This is a genomic window from Enterobacter sp. BNK-13, from assembly GCF_048685015.1.
GTDB classification, from domain to species: domain Bacteria; phylum Pseudomonadota; class Gammaproteobacteria; order Enterobacterales; family Enterobacteriaceae; genus Enterobacter; species Enterobacter quasiroggenkampii.
In genome coordinates, this window is the sequence record NZ_JBLQTP010000001.1 from 630,722 (window position 1) to 645,813 (window position 15,092).

At 54.2% G+C, this 15,092-nt stretch carries 14 protein-coding genes; 4 read left to right on the plus strand and 10 right to left on the minus strand.

What is annotated here, in order from left to right; translation table 11 throughout:
- The first annotated feature begins 71 nt into the window (after window positions 1-71).
- Window positions 72-1,520, plus strand: coding sequence for a tRNA uracil 4-sulfurtransferase ThiI (gene thiI / locus ACMGGQ_RS02930; protein ID WP_047745429.1), 1,449 nt, complete (start codon window positions 72-74; stop codon window positions 1,518-1,520).
- Between the two features lie 120 nt (window positions 1,521-1,640).
- Here the strand turns inward: thiI and yajL are convergent, their stop codons facing one another.
- Entirely contained in the window at window positions 1,641-2,234 is a 594-nt protein-coding gene (gene yajL / locus ACMGGQ_RS02935) for a protein deglycase YajL (RefSeq protein ID WP_048225880.1), read from the minus strand.
- Complete coding sequence (gene panE, locus ACMGGQ_RS02940) at window positions 2,197-3,108, minus strand: 2-dehydropantoate 2-reductase (RefSeq protein WP_023616113.1); 912 nt, start codon at window positions 3,106-3,108, stop codon at window positions 2,197-2,199. Before panE ends, yajL begins: the two co-directional genes overlap by 38 nt.
- A 121-nt stretch (window positions 3,109-3,229) precedes the next feature.
- Between panE and ACMGGQ_RS02945 the strand changes: the two genes are divergently transcribed.
- The gene (locus tag ACMGGQ_RS02945) at window positions 3,230-3,721 is read left to right on the plus strand and encodes a YajQ family cyclic di-GMP-binding protein (RefSeq protein WP_023334701.1); all 492 of its coding nucleotides are present in this window, start codon (window positions 3,230-3,232) and stop codon (window positions 3,719-3,721) included.
- A 30-nt stretch (window positions 3,722-3,751) separates the two neighbouring features.
- On the opposite strand, the gene ACMGGQ_RS02950 is transcribed toward ACMGGQ_RS02945, so the two are convergent.
- The 8 genes from ACMGGQ_RS02950 to ACMGGQ_RS02985 form a co-directional block, all read right to left on the minus strand.
- Window positions 3,752-5,113 (minus strand): MFS transporter, encoded by a 1,362-nt coding sequence (locus ACMGGQ_RS02950; protein WP_063620961.1) that lies wholly within the window; start codon window positions 5,111-5,113, stop codon window positions 3,752-3,754.
- Window positions 5,114-5,262: 149 nt separating this feature from the next.
- Entirely contained in the window at window positions 5,263-6,150 is an 888-nt protein-coding gene (cyoE, locus tag ACMGGQ_RS02955) for a heme o synthase (protein WP_013095848.1), read from the minus strand.
- Window positions 6,151-6,161: 11 nt separating this feature from the next.
- A complete protein-coding gene (locus ACMGGQ_RS02960; RefSeq protein ID WP_006176899.1) occupies window positions 6,162-6,488 on the minus strand; it encodes a cytochrome o ubiquinol oxidase subunit IV in 327 nt (108 codons plus the stop codon).
- On the minus strand, window positions 6,488-7,102 hold the full coding sequence (locus tag ACMGGQ_RS02965; protein ID WP_008503324.1) for a cytochrome o ubiquinol oxidase subunit III: 615 nt from the start codon (window positions 7,100-7,102) through the stop codon (window positions 6,488-6,490). Before ACMGGQ_RS02965 ends, ACMGGQ_RS02960 begins: the two co-directional genes overlap by 1 nt.
- Entirely contained in the window at window positions 7,092-9,083 is a 1,992-nt protein-coding gene (cyoB, locus tag ACMGGQ_RS02970) for a cytochrome o ubiquinol oxidase subunit I (RefSeq protein ID WP_262790198.1), read from the minus strand. Before cyoB ends, ACMGGQ_RS02965 begins: the two co-directional genes overlap by 11 nt.
- Before the next feature lie 16 nt (window positions 9,084-9,099).
- Window positions 9,100-10,047, minus strand: a complete 948-nt coding sequence (cyoA, locus tag ACMGGQ_RS02975; RefSeq protein WP_008503322.1) for a cytochrome o ubiquinol oxidase subunit II — start codon at window positions 10,045-10,047, stop codon at window positions 9,100-9,102.
- Between the two features lie 479 nt (window positions 10,048-10,526).
- Window positions 10,527-12,002, minus strand: a complete 1,476-nt coding sequence (ampG, locus tag ACMGGQ_RS02980; protein WP_223540076.1) for a muropeptide MFS transporter AmpG — start codon at window positions 12,000-12,002, stop codon at window positions 10,527-10,529.
- Between the two features lie 46 nt (window positions 12,003-12,048).
- On the minus strand, window positions 12,049-12,627 hold the full coding sequence (locus tag ACMGGQ_RS02985; RefSeq protein ID WP_028017643.1) for a lipoprotein: 579 nt from the start codon (window positions 12,625-12,627) through the stop codon (window positions 12,049-12,051).
- A 305-nt stretch (window positions 12,628-12,932) separates the two neighbouring features.
- On the opposite strand from ACMGGQ_RS02985, the gene bolA reads away from it, so the two are divergent.
- Complete coding sequence (gene bolA / locus ACMGGQ_RS02990; RefSeq protein ID WP_021241655.1) at window positions 12,933-13,250, plus strand: transcriptional regulator BolA; 318 nt, start codon at window positions 12,933-12,935, stop codon at window positions 13,248-13,250.
- A gap of 330 nt (window positions 13,251-13,580) precedes the next feature.
- The gene (gene tig / locus ACMGGQ_RS02995; protein WP_008503318.1) at window positions 13,581-14,879 is read left to right on the plus strand and encodes a trigger factor; all 1,299 of its coding nucleotides are present in this window, start codon (window positions 13,581-13,583) and stop codon (window positions 14,877-14,879) included.
- The last annotated feature ends 213 nt before the right edge of the window (window positions 14,880-15,092 follow it).

A 15,092-nucleotide genomic window follows, 5' to 3' on the forward strand; every position in this document is an offset into this window, starting at 1 on the left:
CCACGGGTGTGGGCTGCTGTACTCTTTTCCATTACAAGCCTTAACAGGCTTGCCTAAGAAACATTGCCGCCATGAAGTTTATCATTAAATTGTTCCCTGAAATCACCATCAAAAGCCAATCTGTGCGTTTGCGCTTTATTAAAATTCTCACCGGGAACATTCGTAACGTATTAAAGCACTACGACGAAACCCTCGCCGTGGTGCGCCACTGGGACCACGTTGAGGTCCGTGCCAAAGACGAAAACAAACGTCAGGATATTCGCGACGCCCTGACCCGTATTCCAGGTATCCACCATATCCTGGAAGTGGAAGATGTCCCGTTCAGCGATATGCACGACATCTTCGAGAAAGCGCTGGTCCAGTACCGCGACCAGATCGAAGGCAAAACCTTCTGCGTGCGCGTGAAGCGTCGCGGCAAGCACGAGTTCAGCTCCATTGAAGTGGAGCGTTACGTCGGCGGCGGTCTGAACCAGCACGTCGAGTCTGCGCGCGTGCGCCTGACCAACCCGGATGTAACCGTTAATCTGGAGATCGAAAACGATCGCCTGCTGCTGGTGAAAGGCCGCTATGAAGGCATCGGCGGCTTCCCGATCGGCACCCAGGAAGACGTCCTGTCCCTGATCTCCGGCGGCTTTGACTCCGGTGTCTCCAGCTATATGCTGATGCGCCGCGGCTGCCGCGTACATTACTGCTTCTTCAACCTGGGCGGCGCGGCGCACGAAATCGGCGTTCGTCAGGTGGCACATTACCTGTGGAACCGCTTCGGCAGTTCCCACCGCGTGCGTTTCGTGGCAATTAATTTCGAACCGGTGGTCGGCGAGATTCTGGAGAAAGTGGACGACGGCCAGATGGGCGTCATCCTGAAGCGCATGATGGTCCGTGCGGCGTCCAAAGTGGCTGAACGCTACGGCGTGCAGGCGCTGGTCACCGGCGAAGCGCTGGGGCAGGTCTCCAGCCAGACGCTGACCAACCTGCGCCTGATCGACAACGTGTCTGATACCCTGATCCTGCGTCCGCTGATCTCTCACGATAAAGAGCACATCATCGATCTGGCGCGCGAAATCGGTACCGAAGATTTTGCCCGCACCATGCCGGAATACTGTGGCGTGATCTCAAAAAGCCCGACCGTCAAAGCGGTGAAGGCGAAGATCGAAGCGGAAGAAGAGAACTTCGATTTCAGCATTCTGGATAAAGTGGTGGAAGAAGCGTCCAACATTGATATCCGCGAGATCGCTCAGCAGACCGAGCAGGAAGTGGTAGAAGTGGAGACCGTGAGCGGTTTCGGCGCGAACGACGCGATTCTGGATATCCGCTCCATTGACGAGCAGGATGACAAACCGCTGCAGGTGGATGGCGTCGAAGTGGTTTCTCTGCCGTTCTATAAGCTGAGCACGAAGTTTGGCGACCTCGACCAGAGCAAAACGTACCTGCTGTGGTGTGAGCGCGGGGTGATGAGCCGCCTGCAGGCGCTGTATCTGCGCGAGCAGGGCTTTGCGAATGTGAAGGTGTATCGTCCGTAGCGTGCGGCCTGATGCCCTCACCCCGACCCTCTCCCACAGGGAGAGGGCGCAAACATTAAAAACGGCAACCTTTGGTTGCCGTTTTGCTTTTACCTCGCGCCACCCGACTTTTTTTATGCACTACTCTTCATAGTAATTATAAATCCCCGCAGGTATCACCAGCGATGACGCCACTTCGTACGCCTTCTCGCGCCCGACCAGCAGGTCGATAATCTTTAAGCCAAAATCAATCGCGGTGCCCGGGCCCTGGCTGGTCAGCAGGTTGACGCGCGGATCCCAGACGACGCGTTTGTCCACCCACTGATCTTCCGGAATAGTGTCTTTCAGCCCCGGGAAGCCGGTCATATTGCCGATGGGGAAGATGTCATGGGGAACCAGCACCGTGCCGGCGGCGGCGCAAATTGCCGCGACAATGCGCCCGGATAAATGAAACTGACGCACGGTCTCAACCAGCAGCGGGCTGTCGCGAAAATACTCCGCGCCCTTCAGGCCTCCGGGCAGGACGATGATGTCGTAATCCCCGTCGGCCACCTGCACGAGCGGGGCATCGGCGAGCAGCTTCACGCCGCGCGAGCAGGTAATCGCCAGGCTGCCGTCGCTGGCGACGCTGGCGGTTGTCACGTTAATACCGCCGCGCACCATCAGATCAATGGTGGTGACCGCTTCCATCTCTTCGCTACCAGGGGCGAGGCAGATCAGTGCCGACGCGCTCATATTCACTCTCCTTACGTTTAACCAGGTCATACAGACGGGCGTTTTCCGGCACCGCGATGCCGTGCGCGCGGGCGCGTTTTAGCAGATAGCCGGTGATGTAGTCGATCTCCGTGTGGCGTAATGCCCGAACATCCTGCAGCATCGAGGAGATGTTCTCAGCCGTACTCTCGATAACCTGCTCGACATAACAGCGCAAATCGTCTGCCGAGGTATGCAGGCCTTCCCGCTCAACGACCGCCGCGACTTCCGCACAGAGCAGTGCAACCTCCTGAGGATGATTTTTCAGCTCTCCGTTCGGACAGTTCCACAGCGCCGTCAGCGGATTGATCACGCAGTTTACGGCCAGCTTGCGCCAGAGTTGTGGACGAATATGGTTATGCCAGGCCACGTCTGGCAGCACCTTCTGCAACACATCGGCAAGATAGCTATAGTCCCCATCCTGCGTTCTGGCAGGGCCGATGTGGGTCACCCCGCTCGCGACATGCACGATGATGTTGCCGTCGCGACGGGCAGCGTGCGTGGTTGTCGCCATCAGCAGGGGCTGCGGAACGCTTTTCAGCTCGTCAAGGGTCCCCATGCCGTTATGCAGCAGCAGTATGGGCGAAGTGGGGGGGAGCTGGGCGGCCAGTGTCTTGACCGCATCTGAAACCTGCCACGCTTTGAGCGTCACCAGTAAAAGGTCGCTTTGCGCCAGGAAATCAGGATCGTTCGCGGTGAGGGATTCGTTAAAGATGCTTCCGTCTTCACCAATCAGGTTTACACTGCAATAGGGCTGGGGTACGCGTAGCCAGCCCTGAACCTCATGTCCGTGCTTGCACAGCGCGGTCAGCCATAGCTGACCAAGGGCTCCACATCCGAGCACTGTAATTTTCATTGTTCCTCCTCACCTGCAACTGCGCCAGGTGTTACAGCTTAATTATACAGCTAAGCTTCTGTTGAGTTATGCCTCGTAGCGGGTATTATGCAACGCAACAAAAGTGAAGGGAGAAGAAAAGATGCCATCTTTCGATATTGTTTCCGAAGTTGATATCCAGGAAGTTCGCAACGGCGTTGAGAACGCAACCCGCGAAGTTGAGTCACGTTTCGATTTTCGTGGCGTTGAGGCGTCGTTTGAGCTGAACGACGCAAATAAGACCATTAAGGTGCTGAGCGAGTCTGATTTCCAGGTAAATCAGCTGCTCGACATTCTGCGCGCCAAGCTGTTAAAGCGCGGCATCGAAGGGACGTCTCTGGATGTGCCAGAAGAGTTTGTGCACAGCGGTAAGAACTGGTTTGTGGAAGCCAAGTTGAAGCAGGGCATCGAGAGCGCGGTGCAGAAGAAGATTGTGAAGCTCATCAAAGACAGCAAGCTGAAGGTGCAGGCGCAGATCCAGGGCGAAGAGATTCGCGTGACCGGTAAGTCCCGCGATGACCTCCAGTCGGTGATGGCGCTGGTGCGCGGCGGCGATCTGGGGCAGCCGTTCCAGTTTAAAAACTTCCGCGATTAATATAAAAAGCCCGGTTTAACCGGGCTTTTTTCACGCCTTGAGCGCCTGCTCGACCTCGAAGCGGTTGGTCACCTTGCTGTCAATTTTGACGTAAGCGCTGCGCTCTTCGGGAACAATCAGCACCTCTGTGACCCCGTCTTTAGCTTCCAGACGCTGTTTCAGCGCATCGCTAATCTCCACATCATCCGGAATTTCTACGCGCAGGCTGCTCACGTAGCGCGGCTCTTTCATGGTACCGGCGACCAGCAGCCAGACTGTCGCCAGCAGCGCCCCCGCGAGAAACACGGTTTGTGAATCAAAGAGTCCGTCCACCCAGCCGCCAAGCGAGCCGCCGATCGCCACGCCGAGAAACTGGCTGGTGGAATAAATGCCCATTGCCGTGCCTTTGTAACCGGCGGGGGACTCTTTGCTGATCAGCGACGGCAGCAGGGCTTCCATCAGGTTAAATGCCAGGAAGAACAGCTGCACGCCGGCAATCAGCTCCCAGAAGTGCGGGCCGGCACCCCAGAGCACGATCTCGGCAATCAGCAGGACTGCCACGCAGCCCACGAAGACGCGCTTCATTTTGCGCTTCACTTCAGCGTAGATGATGAACGGCACGACGGAGACAAACGAAATCAGCATCGTAACCAGATAGATTTTCCAGTGCTCAGCCGCCGGGAAACCCGCTGCGGCAAGCTGGCCGGGCAGGGCAACAAAGGTCGACATCAGCAGAATGTGCAGACACATAATGCCAAAATTCAGCTTAAGCAGGCGCGGCTCGACAATCACTTTGCTGAAGCAGCCTTTTACCATCCCCGACTCACGGTTGAGGACGTGGTTTTTGCTGTCCGGCACGACCCACAGGGTTAAGGCAATACCGATGGTTGCCAGCACGGCAATCATCCAGAACAGGGCGTGCAGACCCAACGTGTGCGTAATGATGGGGCCGAGCACCATCGCAATTGCAAACGTCACGCCAAAGCTCACGCCGATGAACGCCATCGCTTTGGTACGGTTTTGCTCGCGGGTTAAGTCTGACAGCAGCGCCATCACCGCGGCGGCAATCGCACCGGAGCCCTGCAGCGCGCGGCCAAGAATAATGCCCCAGATGGAGTGGGAGAGGGCGGCAATAACGCTCCCGAGCACAAATACCAGCAGCCCGCCGACAATCAGCGGCTTGCGGCCCACCCGGTCAGAGAGCAGGCCAAACGGGATCTGGAACACCGCCTGCGCCAGACCATAAATGCCAATGGCGAGGCCAATCAGCGCCTCGCTGGCCCCCTGCAGCGCCATACCGTACGTGGTCAGAACAGGCAGGACCATAAACATGCCAAGCATCCGTAGCGAGAAGACAGTCCCTAAGCCCCAGGTCGCGCGTAGCTCGCCTGGCGTCATTTTATAATCGTTCATTACCACCTCAGTTCAAAAGCAGGCCATAGTGTAGTGCGGGGAAGGGGCGGGGTAAATAAAGGGTTATTTAACAAATATTACATGCGTTATTAATAGATTCAGTGAATAAAAAAGGGTGCCGAAGCACCCCTTTATCCACCTGTTGTGGCTTACCAGACGTAAGTCAGCAGGTTATGTGAATCCGGCACCATGAAGTCCACGGACATCATCACGGACAGTGAAGTAATGGCCACAATCGAGAACACAAACAGCTTGCGCGCCCAGACTTTGTCATCTTCCACTTTGTAACCGCGCAGCGCCATGCCGAGCCACCAGACGCTCACCGCAGCCGCTACCGCCAGATATTTGTACCCAGCGTAACCACCCAGAGAGAGCATCAGCGTTGCCACGGCAAAGGCGATGATGTACAGCGTGATGTGGTTCTTGGCAACGGAGATGCCTTTCACGACCGGCAGAACCGGGATGTTCGCTGCCTGATAATCCTTAAAGCGGAAAATCGCGATGGCATAGGAGTGCGGCATCTGCCACAGGCTAAAGATAGCCAGCAGGATCAGCGCACCGCTGTCGAACTCATTCGTGACCGCGCAGTAGCCAATCACCGGCGGCGCAGCGCCGGAGAGAGAACCAATCAGCGTGCCGTAGACGGAGTGACGCTTCATATACAGGCTGTAGACGCCCACATACACCACGAACCCCATCACCCCCAGCCAGCAGGCCAGCGGGTTAGCACCAAACCACAGCAGCATAAAGCCAGCAATACCCAGCAAGGTGGCGTACACCAGCGAGACGGAAGGGGCGATCAGGCCTTTCACCAGCACCCGATTTTTGGTCCTTTCCATCTTCTTGTCGATATCCATGTCGATGTAGTTGTTAAATACACAACCGGACGCAACAACCAGTGACACACCGACCAGCGTGTAGATAAAGAGGGTGTAATCAATGCTGCCTTTGGAGGCCAGCAGGAACCCTCCGATCACGGAGATCAGGTTGCCAAAGATGATGCCTGGTTTCGTTACTTGCAGGTATTGCTTAAACATACTCGCCGCTCTTAGTGAACCATCATGTTGTAGTTGAGGTTCCACATAATCCAGATGGAACCGACTACCAGGATAGCGATGATAATCACGGTAAAGATAAAGGCGGTCATGTTCCAGCCTTCATCGGACTTGGTGTTCATGTGCAGGAAGCAAACCAGATGCACCAGAATCTGAATCACCGCGGTCACCAGGATTGCACCCAGGATAACCGGCTTAGACGCAGAACCGCTCATCACCATCCAGAACGGGATCACCGTCAGGATGATCGACAGGATGAAACCTGTCATGTAGGTTTTTACGCTGCCGTGGGAAGCGCCATGATCGTTAGAATGACTCATTACATCGCCCCCATCAGATAGACAACAGAGAACACACAGATCCACACCACGTCCAGGAAGTGCCAGAACAGGCTCAGGCACAGGATACGGGTACGGTTAGTACTGGTCAGGCCGCGACGGGAGATCTGGAACATCAGTACTGCCATCCAGATCAGACCGGAGGTCACGTGCAGACCGTGGGTGCCGACCAGCGCGAAGAACGCGGACAGGAAGCCACTGCGATCCGGGCCGAAGCCTTCCATGATCAGGTGATGGAATTCATAGATTTCCATCCCGATAAATCCAGCACCAAACAGCCAGGTCAACGCCAGCCAGGATACAACCTGGCTCTTGTTGTTTTTGTACATGGCGATAGCCGCCATGCCGTAGGTGATGGAGCTGAATAACAGCAGTGCGGTTTCAACCAGAACGAACGGCAGTTCAAAGATGTCCTTGCCGGTCGGGCCGCCCGCTGTGCCGTTCACCAGAACGGCATAGGTCGCGAACAGACAGCAGAACAGAATGCAGTCGCTCATCAGGTAGATCCAGAAACCGAAGACTTTGGTCGGTCCTGTATCGTGGTGCGCATGTTCATGCGCGTGGGCAGTTGAGTGCGCCAGAGTATCAGTTGCCATTTTTCAGCCCCGCTTTAGAAATCTCGTCGAAATGCTGTTTTTCCAGCTTCTCAACTTCACGGACTGGTACGTAGTAGTCCACGTCCTCGTCAAAGCTCTTCACAATCCAGCTGATTACGATGCCAGCGAAGCCAACAATCGCCATCCACCAGATGTGCCAGATCATTGCGAAACCAAATACCGTCGCGAAAGCGGCAATCACGATGCCCGCACCGCTGTTTTTCGGCATGTGGATCTCTTCGTAATGAGCAGGTTGCTTGTACGCTTCACCTTTTTCTTTCATTTCCCAGAATGCGTCGCGTTCATGAACCTGCGGCACGATGGCAAAGTTATAGAAAGGCGGTGGAGAAGAGGTCGCCCACTCCAGCGTACGGCCACCCCATGGGTCACCGGTCAGGTCACGGTTCTGGTCGCGGTCGCGAATAGACACGTAGAACTGAATCAGCTGAGATGCGATACCACAGGCAATCAGCACGGCACCGCCCGCTGCAACCATCAGCATTGGGTGGAACTGCGGATCGATCTGCTGGCTCAGACGACGGGTCATACCCATGAAGCCCAGCACGTACAGCGGCATAAATGCCACGAAGAAGCCGATGATCCAGAACCAGAACGCGCGTTTACCCCATTTCTCATTCAGCGTGAAGCCGAACGCTTTTGGCCACCAGTAGGTTACGCCAGCGAAGCAGCCGAAGACCACGCCACCGATGATAACGTTATGGAAGTGCGCAATCAGGAACAGACTGTTGTGCAGAACGAAGTCAGCACCCGGTACCGCCAGCAGTACGCCGGTCATCCCACCTACGGAGAAGGTCACGATGAAGCCGATGGTCCACAGCATTGCTGAGTGGAACACGATACGGCCCTGGTACATGGTGAACAGCCAGTTGAAGATCTTCACCCCGGTCGGGATGGCGATAATCATGGTGGTAATACCGAAGAAGGCGTTTACGTTCGCGCCCGCACCCATGGTGAAGAAGTGGTGCAGCCAAACGATGAACGACAGAACGGTAATACACACGGTTGCCCACACCAGAGAGGTGTAACCAAACAGACGTTTACGCGAGAAGGTTGCTGCGATTTCGGAGAACACACCGAACACAGGCAGAACCAGGATGTACACTTCCGGGTGACCCCAGGCCCAAATCAGGTTGATGTACATCATCATGTTGCCACCCATATCGTTCGTGAAGAAATGGGTGCCCAGGTAGCGGTCCAGGGTCAGCAGCGCGATGGTGACGGTCAGGATTGGGAAGGATGCAATAATCAGGATGTTGGCGCACAGAGATGCCCAGGTAAATACCGGCATCTTGAACATGGTCATGCCAGGGGCACGCATCTTGATAATGGTCACGAAGAAGTTGATACCGGTCAGGGTTGTACCGACACCGGAGAGCTGAAGCGCCCAAATCCAGTAGTCGACGCCAACGCCCGGACTGTACTCAATTCCTGACAGCGGTGGGTAAGCCAGCCAGCCGGTCTGCGCGAATTCGCCCACACCCAGTGACAGGTTAACCAGGATAACGCCGACAACCGTGAACCAGAAGCTCAGGTTGTTCAGGAACGGGAACGCCACGTCGCGCGCGCCGATTTGCAGCGGAACGACAACGTTCATCAGACCGATAACCAGCGGCATCGCCACGAAGAAGATCATGATAACGCCGTGGGCGGTAAAGATCTGATCGTAGTGGTGCGGTGGCAGGAAGCCGGCTTCACCCGCAGAGGCGAGTGCCTGCTGGCTACGCATCATGATTGCATCCGCAAAGCCACGAATTAACATGACGATACCGACGATGCAGTACATAATACCGAGTTTTTTGTGGTCAACCGAAGTCAGCCACTCGTTCCACAGGTAGCTCCACTTACCGAAGTAAGTGATTAAGGCCAGTAAGGCCGCGCCACCAATGATAATTGCAGCCACCGTAACCACGATAATCGGTTCATGGTAGGGCACTGCATCCAGTGTCAATTTTCCGAACATTTTCTTCCTCGGCCCCTTAGTGAGCGGTTTCCGCGTGGCTCATGTCCATGCCTTCCATACCTTCGTGCGCGCTGTGCTCGCCTTCAGGCTGGGTCATGTCCATGCTCTTGCCGTGATCCATAAATTTGCCAATCACATCTTTGAACAAATCGGGTTTCACGTTAGAGAAGTACTCCACCTTGTTGTATTCGCTAGGTGCAGCCACTTTTTCGAACGCCGCCATGTCAGACATGGTGTTTGGAGACTGCTTCGCTTTTTCAACCCACTGGTCGAAAGCGGCACGGTCTGGCGTTGCAATAGCTTTGAACTTCATACCTGAGAAGCCCGGGCCGCTATAGCTGGCGGAGATACCATCATAGGTGCCTGCTTCATTCGCGATCAGGTGCAGGTTAGTCTGCATACCGGCCATCGCGTAAATCTGGCTACCCAGACGCGGGATGAAGAAGGAGTTCATTACGGAGTTGGAGGTCACTTTGAACTGAACCGGAGTGTTCGCCGGGAAGGCGATTTCATTCACGGTAGCAATACCCTGCTCTGGATAGATGAAGAACCATTTCCAGTCCATGGAGACCACTTCGATGGTAATAGGTTTTTCATCGTGAACCAGCGGCTTGCTCGGCTCAAGTGCGTGAGTGGTTTTCCAGGTCAGTACGGCAAGGAACAGGATGATCAGGATAGGTACCGTCCAGACCACAGCTTCCACTTTATTGGAGTGTGACCAGTTCGGGCTATACTTCGCATCTTTATTGCTCGCACGATACTTCCAGGCGAAACCAACAGCCATCAAAATGGCTGGAATAACCACAATCAACATCAGGCCAAAAGCCGTCAATATCAGTGAACGTTGTTCCAGTCCAATCTGTCCTTTGGGGTCTAGTAGTGCAGAATCACAGCCACTGAGTAATACAGTGCCTGCGAATAATGACAACCATCCCAAACTTTTATTGTATTTCCTGAGTCTCATTTAACGACCTCAATTCCACGGGAGTCTGGTGGCGTTTAAAGTGTGCGGGCATTTTACGGGAAGGTTACATTACTGTAAACATCATTAGGCCTGTGTCAGGAAGGTGTTACCGGGTTCTGCCGCACGTGTCACAAGTGTTGCAAATTATGTCGGTTTTTATGACCGAAGCCGCATGAGATGGGCTTTATAACGAAAGGACCCCCAAGCATACCCTAAAAGGGGCAATTGGTATAACCATTGTTAAAAATAAACAAAAAATTAACAATTAATTATCAATAAAAAGACATCTAAAAAACGAAAAATCAAACTATCGCATGCTGAATCGTTTAATGAAAAATAGCGTTTTGGAACCGGAGCCAATAATTTCCAAATCCTATCCCGCACAAAACAACAAATATTTTTTTTCGTCGCTGGTGGCTATTTCACCGTTATAATTTCGGTTAGTGATTACAACGGGAAATAACCTTTCGTATTTTTCTTCAGGTCAGCTGCGTTTTACGCAACGCCATGAAATCGAGCAGACCCCCGGTCAGGATCCCAACGATGGCCAGCAGGGCACCGGCGTCCAGCAGAAGGGCCCCGAAGGGGAGTGCCAGAGACGTGCTGGCATTAATAATGAGCACCACAAGCCAGAGTGCCAGCGCAATGCAGCCCACCATTAACAGTCGTAACGCAAAACGGTAGGCGCGGTGATATTCGGTGCGCGGCATAAAGTGTTCGGTCCGCTGGGTATATTCCAGCGTCTGGCGACACACCAGCAGCAATAAAATCCCCGGCACGGCAGCCACGACCGAGAAGAGATAAAATGTTGGCCAACCGTGGGCTTCCACGAACCAGCCGGCAATTGGGCCTACATAAACGCGGCCTACGGCAGAGAGCGCCGAGAGCAGTGCGAACTGCGTAGCGGAAAATGACTTGTTGCACAGGGTCATCAGCAGGGCGACAAAGGCCGCTGTCCCCATACCGCCGCAGAGATTTTCAAAAAATACCGCCGCAGCCATGCTGATCGTATGTTTGTCGGTAATCGACAGCAGCCAATAGCCTGCGTTAGAGGCGCCTTGCAGAATGCCGAAGATCAGCAGCGCGCGGAACAGCGTCAGGCGCTGCATCAGCACGCCGCCATACAGTGCCCCGACAATGGTCGCAAACAGCCCCAGCGTTTTATTCACCACGCCCACTTCACCGGCGTCAAAGCCGACCCCCCTGATCAGGAAGGTGGTGGTCAGGCTCATGGCAAAAGCGTCACCCAGCTTATAAAGGACGATAAGCAGCAGGATCAGCCAGGCGTTGTTGCGGCCAAAGAAGTCACGCAGCGGTTCGGCGACGGCCTGCTCCAGCGAGCGGGGAACCGGGATAACGTCACTCGGTTCAGGCGCCAATAGCGTCGCGATAATGCAGGGGATCAGCAGAGCAGCCATTAGCCAGTACATCCCCTGCCAGCCTAGGTAACGGTCTGCCAGCCACAGCGCCAGCCCGCCGGAGACCAGCATCCCGAGGCGATAGCCCAGCACGCTGATGGCCGCACCGGCACCGCGCTCTTCCGCTGGTAACACGTCCGTCTTCCAGGCGTCGAACACGATATCCTGAGAGGCGGAACAGAAGGCAATCACCACCGCAAGCGCGGCCATCCAGCGCAGCTGCGTGGCGGGTTCAAGAAAACCCATCGCCGCAATGGCCAGCAGCAGCAGGAGCTGCGTCATCACCAGCCAGCCGCGACGACGCCCGAGAAAAGGCGGCGTGTAGCGATCCATGACCGGAGACCACAGAAACTTGAATACATAGGCCTGACCCACAAGCGAGAAGAAGCCAATGGTTTTCAGATCGATGTTCTCGACCGTCATCCACGCCTGAAGCGTGCCGGAGGTGAGCGCGAGGGGTAAACCCGAGGCAAAGCCGAGGATCAGCAGAATCGCTGATTTCGGTTGCTGGAAAATGCGTAAGTAATGGCTGGACATGTTCTTATAAAACTGACCCGGCGATAGACCGGGTCAGCGGGCAGGATTAACGCGCGTTCTGCTTGATGAAGTCGTGAATGCTGGTGTCCTGCGCCATGTCGGAAATGGTATCCGTCAGCACGCTGTTAACCGCATCAGCAATATTTTTATTCGATGCCTGGAACGCGCCTTCTACAGAGTAGCTCGCGCGATAGTTCTTGGTCATCTTGTTACCGTTCTTCGCGGTCGCGATGATGGCGATATCCGCTTTGGTGGCGATGTTGTAGCGCACGTTGCCCTGAGACACATCAGCGTACAGGTTGTTCACGATGATCTGCAGATCCACCGCGCCGCTTGGGCCAACCATATAGCCACGGGAGGTCATCTGTTTCTCCAGCACTTCCTGCAGCAGGAAGCGCAGGTCGCGGGAGGCGGTGAGCGTCACCTGCTGGTTATCGCGGGTCACTTTTGCCAGGGCCTGATCCTGACGCTGGTCGGCGCCGTTAATGCTCACGGTGACGCCCATCAGGCTTGGGTCCTGCTGAGGCAGGGTGATTTTCGGTGAGACATCAATGGTGGTCGGCGGGGTAGCGCAGCCTGCCAGCATAAAAAGGGCTACCAATGGAAAGAAGAGTTTTTTTAACATTTTAAGGTTCTCACGAATCGTAAGCATAATAGAGAGAAAAATTGCCGCCATCATAACATCGCCAACGGTCAGGGGAAGTGGTCAACGCATGTAAATTCATCGCCTTGTCCGAAAACTGACCAGCTCACCCATTTTCTCCTTCCACGGATGACAAAAGGTATGAGCCTCACAGTGAACTTCATTCGTTTGAATGAGAAAATCAGACGAAAGCTAAATATTTGTTGTCAAGGTGTAATGGAAACGGTAAAAGCGGCTAACATTTAAAGGGATGGGTGACATCCTGGCGTTGTCGGAGGAGTAATTTCATGATGATACGTGAGCATATAGAAGATAAATTAAGGGCAGCGTTCAACCCTGTGTTCCTCGAAGTCGTCGACGAAAGCTATCGTCATAACGTACCGGCAGGTTCTGAAAGCCACTTTAAAGTGGTTCTGGTTAGCGATCGCTTCACGGGAGAACGTTTCCTGAACCGACATCGCTTGATCTACAGCACCTTGACGGAAGAGCTCTCCACGACCGTGCATGCGCTGGCACTGCATACCTACACCATTAAGGAATGGGAAGGCTTGCAGGATACGGTTTTCGCATCGCCGCCCTGTCGCGGTGCAGGCACTATCGCCTGATAAATCGGATTTGCAACGGCTGGAGCTTTTCCAGTATGTTGCTTACAGATTTCCTCAAAACGGCCTCCGGGCCGTTTTGTTTTGTCTGAGTTTTGAGCGGATGGTGCGATTTTAAGGCTAAAAATAGCCTTAAAGTGTGAAAAAAGCCGCAGCAACATGCCCCAACCGTTCTCGACTCACCTAAGTGATGCCGCTATAATGCCGCGTCTTATTGAATGTCTTCGGGATGATTCTGGCGACAGGGAATGTGAATCTGCACTAAGAGAGCATCCCGGTATAACAGACAGATTCAGAGTTGACCGAGCACTGTGATTTTTTTGAGGTAACAAGATGCAAGTTTCAGTTGAAACCACTCAAGGCCTTGGCCGCCGTGTAACGATTACTATCGCTGCTGACAGCATCGAAACTGCTGTGAAAAGCGAGCTGGTCAACGTAGCAAAAAAAGTACGTATTGACGGCTTCCGTAAGGGCAAAGTACCAATGAATGTTGTTGCTCAGCGTTATGGCGCTTCCGTGCGTCAGGATGTGCTGGGTGAACTGATGAGCCGCAACTTTATCGATGCGATCATCAAAGAAAAAATCAATCCGGCCGGTGCGCCAAACTACGTTCCAGGCGAATACAAACTGGGCGAAGACTTCACCTACTCCGTAGAGTTCGAAGTGTACCCGGAAGTTGAGCTGAAAGGTCTGGAATCTATCGAAGTTGAAAAACCGATTGTCTCCGTGACTGACGAAGACGTTGACGGCATGCTGGACACCCTGCGTAAGCAGCAGGCGAACTGGAAAGAGAAAGAAGGCGCTGTTGACGCGGAAGACCGTGTGACCATCGACTTCACCGGTTCTGTAGACGGCGAAGAGTTCGAAGGCGGCAAAGCGTCTGACTTCGTACTGGCAATGGGCCAGGGTCGTATGATCCCAGGCTTCGAAGACGGTATCAAAGGCCACAAAGCGGGCGAAGAGTTCACCATCGACGTGACCTTCCCTGAAGAGTACCACGCTGAAAACCTGAAGGGTAAAGCAGCGAAGTTCGTGATCAACCTGAAGAAAGTGGAAGAGCGCGAACTGCCAGAACTGACTGAAGAGTTCATCAAACGTTTCGGCGTGGAAGACGGTTCTGTTGCTGGCCTGCGTACCGAAGTGCGTAAAAACATGGAGCGCGAGCTGAACGGCGCTGTGCGCAACCGCGTGAAGTCTCAGGCGATCGAAGGTCTGGTGAAAGCCAACGAAATCGACGTTCCTGCTGCCCTGATCGACAGCGAAATCGACGTTCTGCGCCGTCAGGCTGCACAGCGTTTCGGTGGCAACCAGCAGCAAGCGATGGAACTGCCACGCGAGCTGTTCGAAGAGCAAGCGAAACGTCGCGTTGTGGTTGGCCTGCTGCTGGGCGAAGTGATTCGTACCCACGAGCTGAAAGCTGACGAAGAGCGTGTGAAAGGCCTGATCGAAGAGATGGCTTCTGCATACGAAGATCCATCAGAAGTGATCGAGTTCTACGGTAAGAACAAAGAGCTGATGGACAACATGCGCAACGTAGCCCTGGAAGAGCAGGCGGTTGAAGCGGTACTGGCGAAAGCGAAAGTGACCGAAAAAGCGACCTCTTTCAACGAACTGATGAACCAGCAGGCGTAATTTCGCCCCAACGGTTTAAAGTTTGAACAGAAAACCCGTTGCCTTGCGGCAGCGGGTTTTTTTTATCGCAGCCAGAGCCCAGGAAGAGTGCTAAAACGCCCTTTCGGTGTTAGCGTAACAACAAAAGGTTGTTATGCTTGAAATAGGGCACTGTGAACCCCATAAGTACGTAATCATGATGAATGAGACTGGCTGATAATCCGTCCGTAAGGT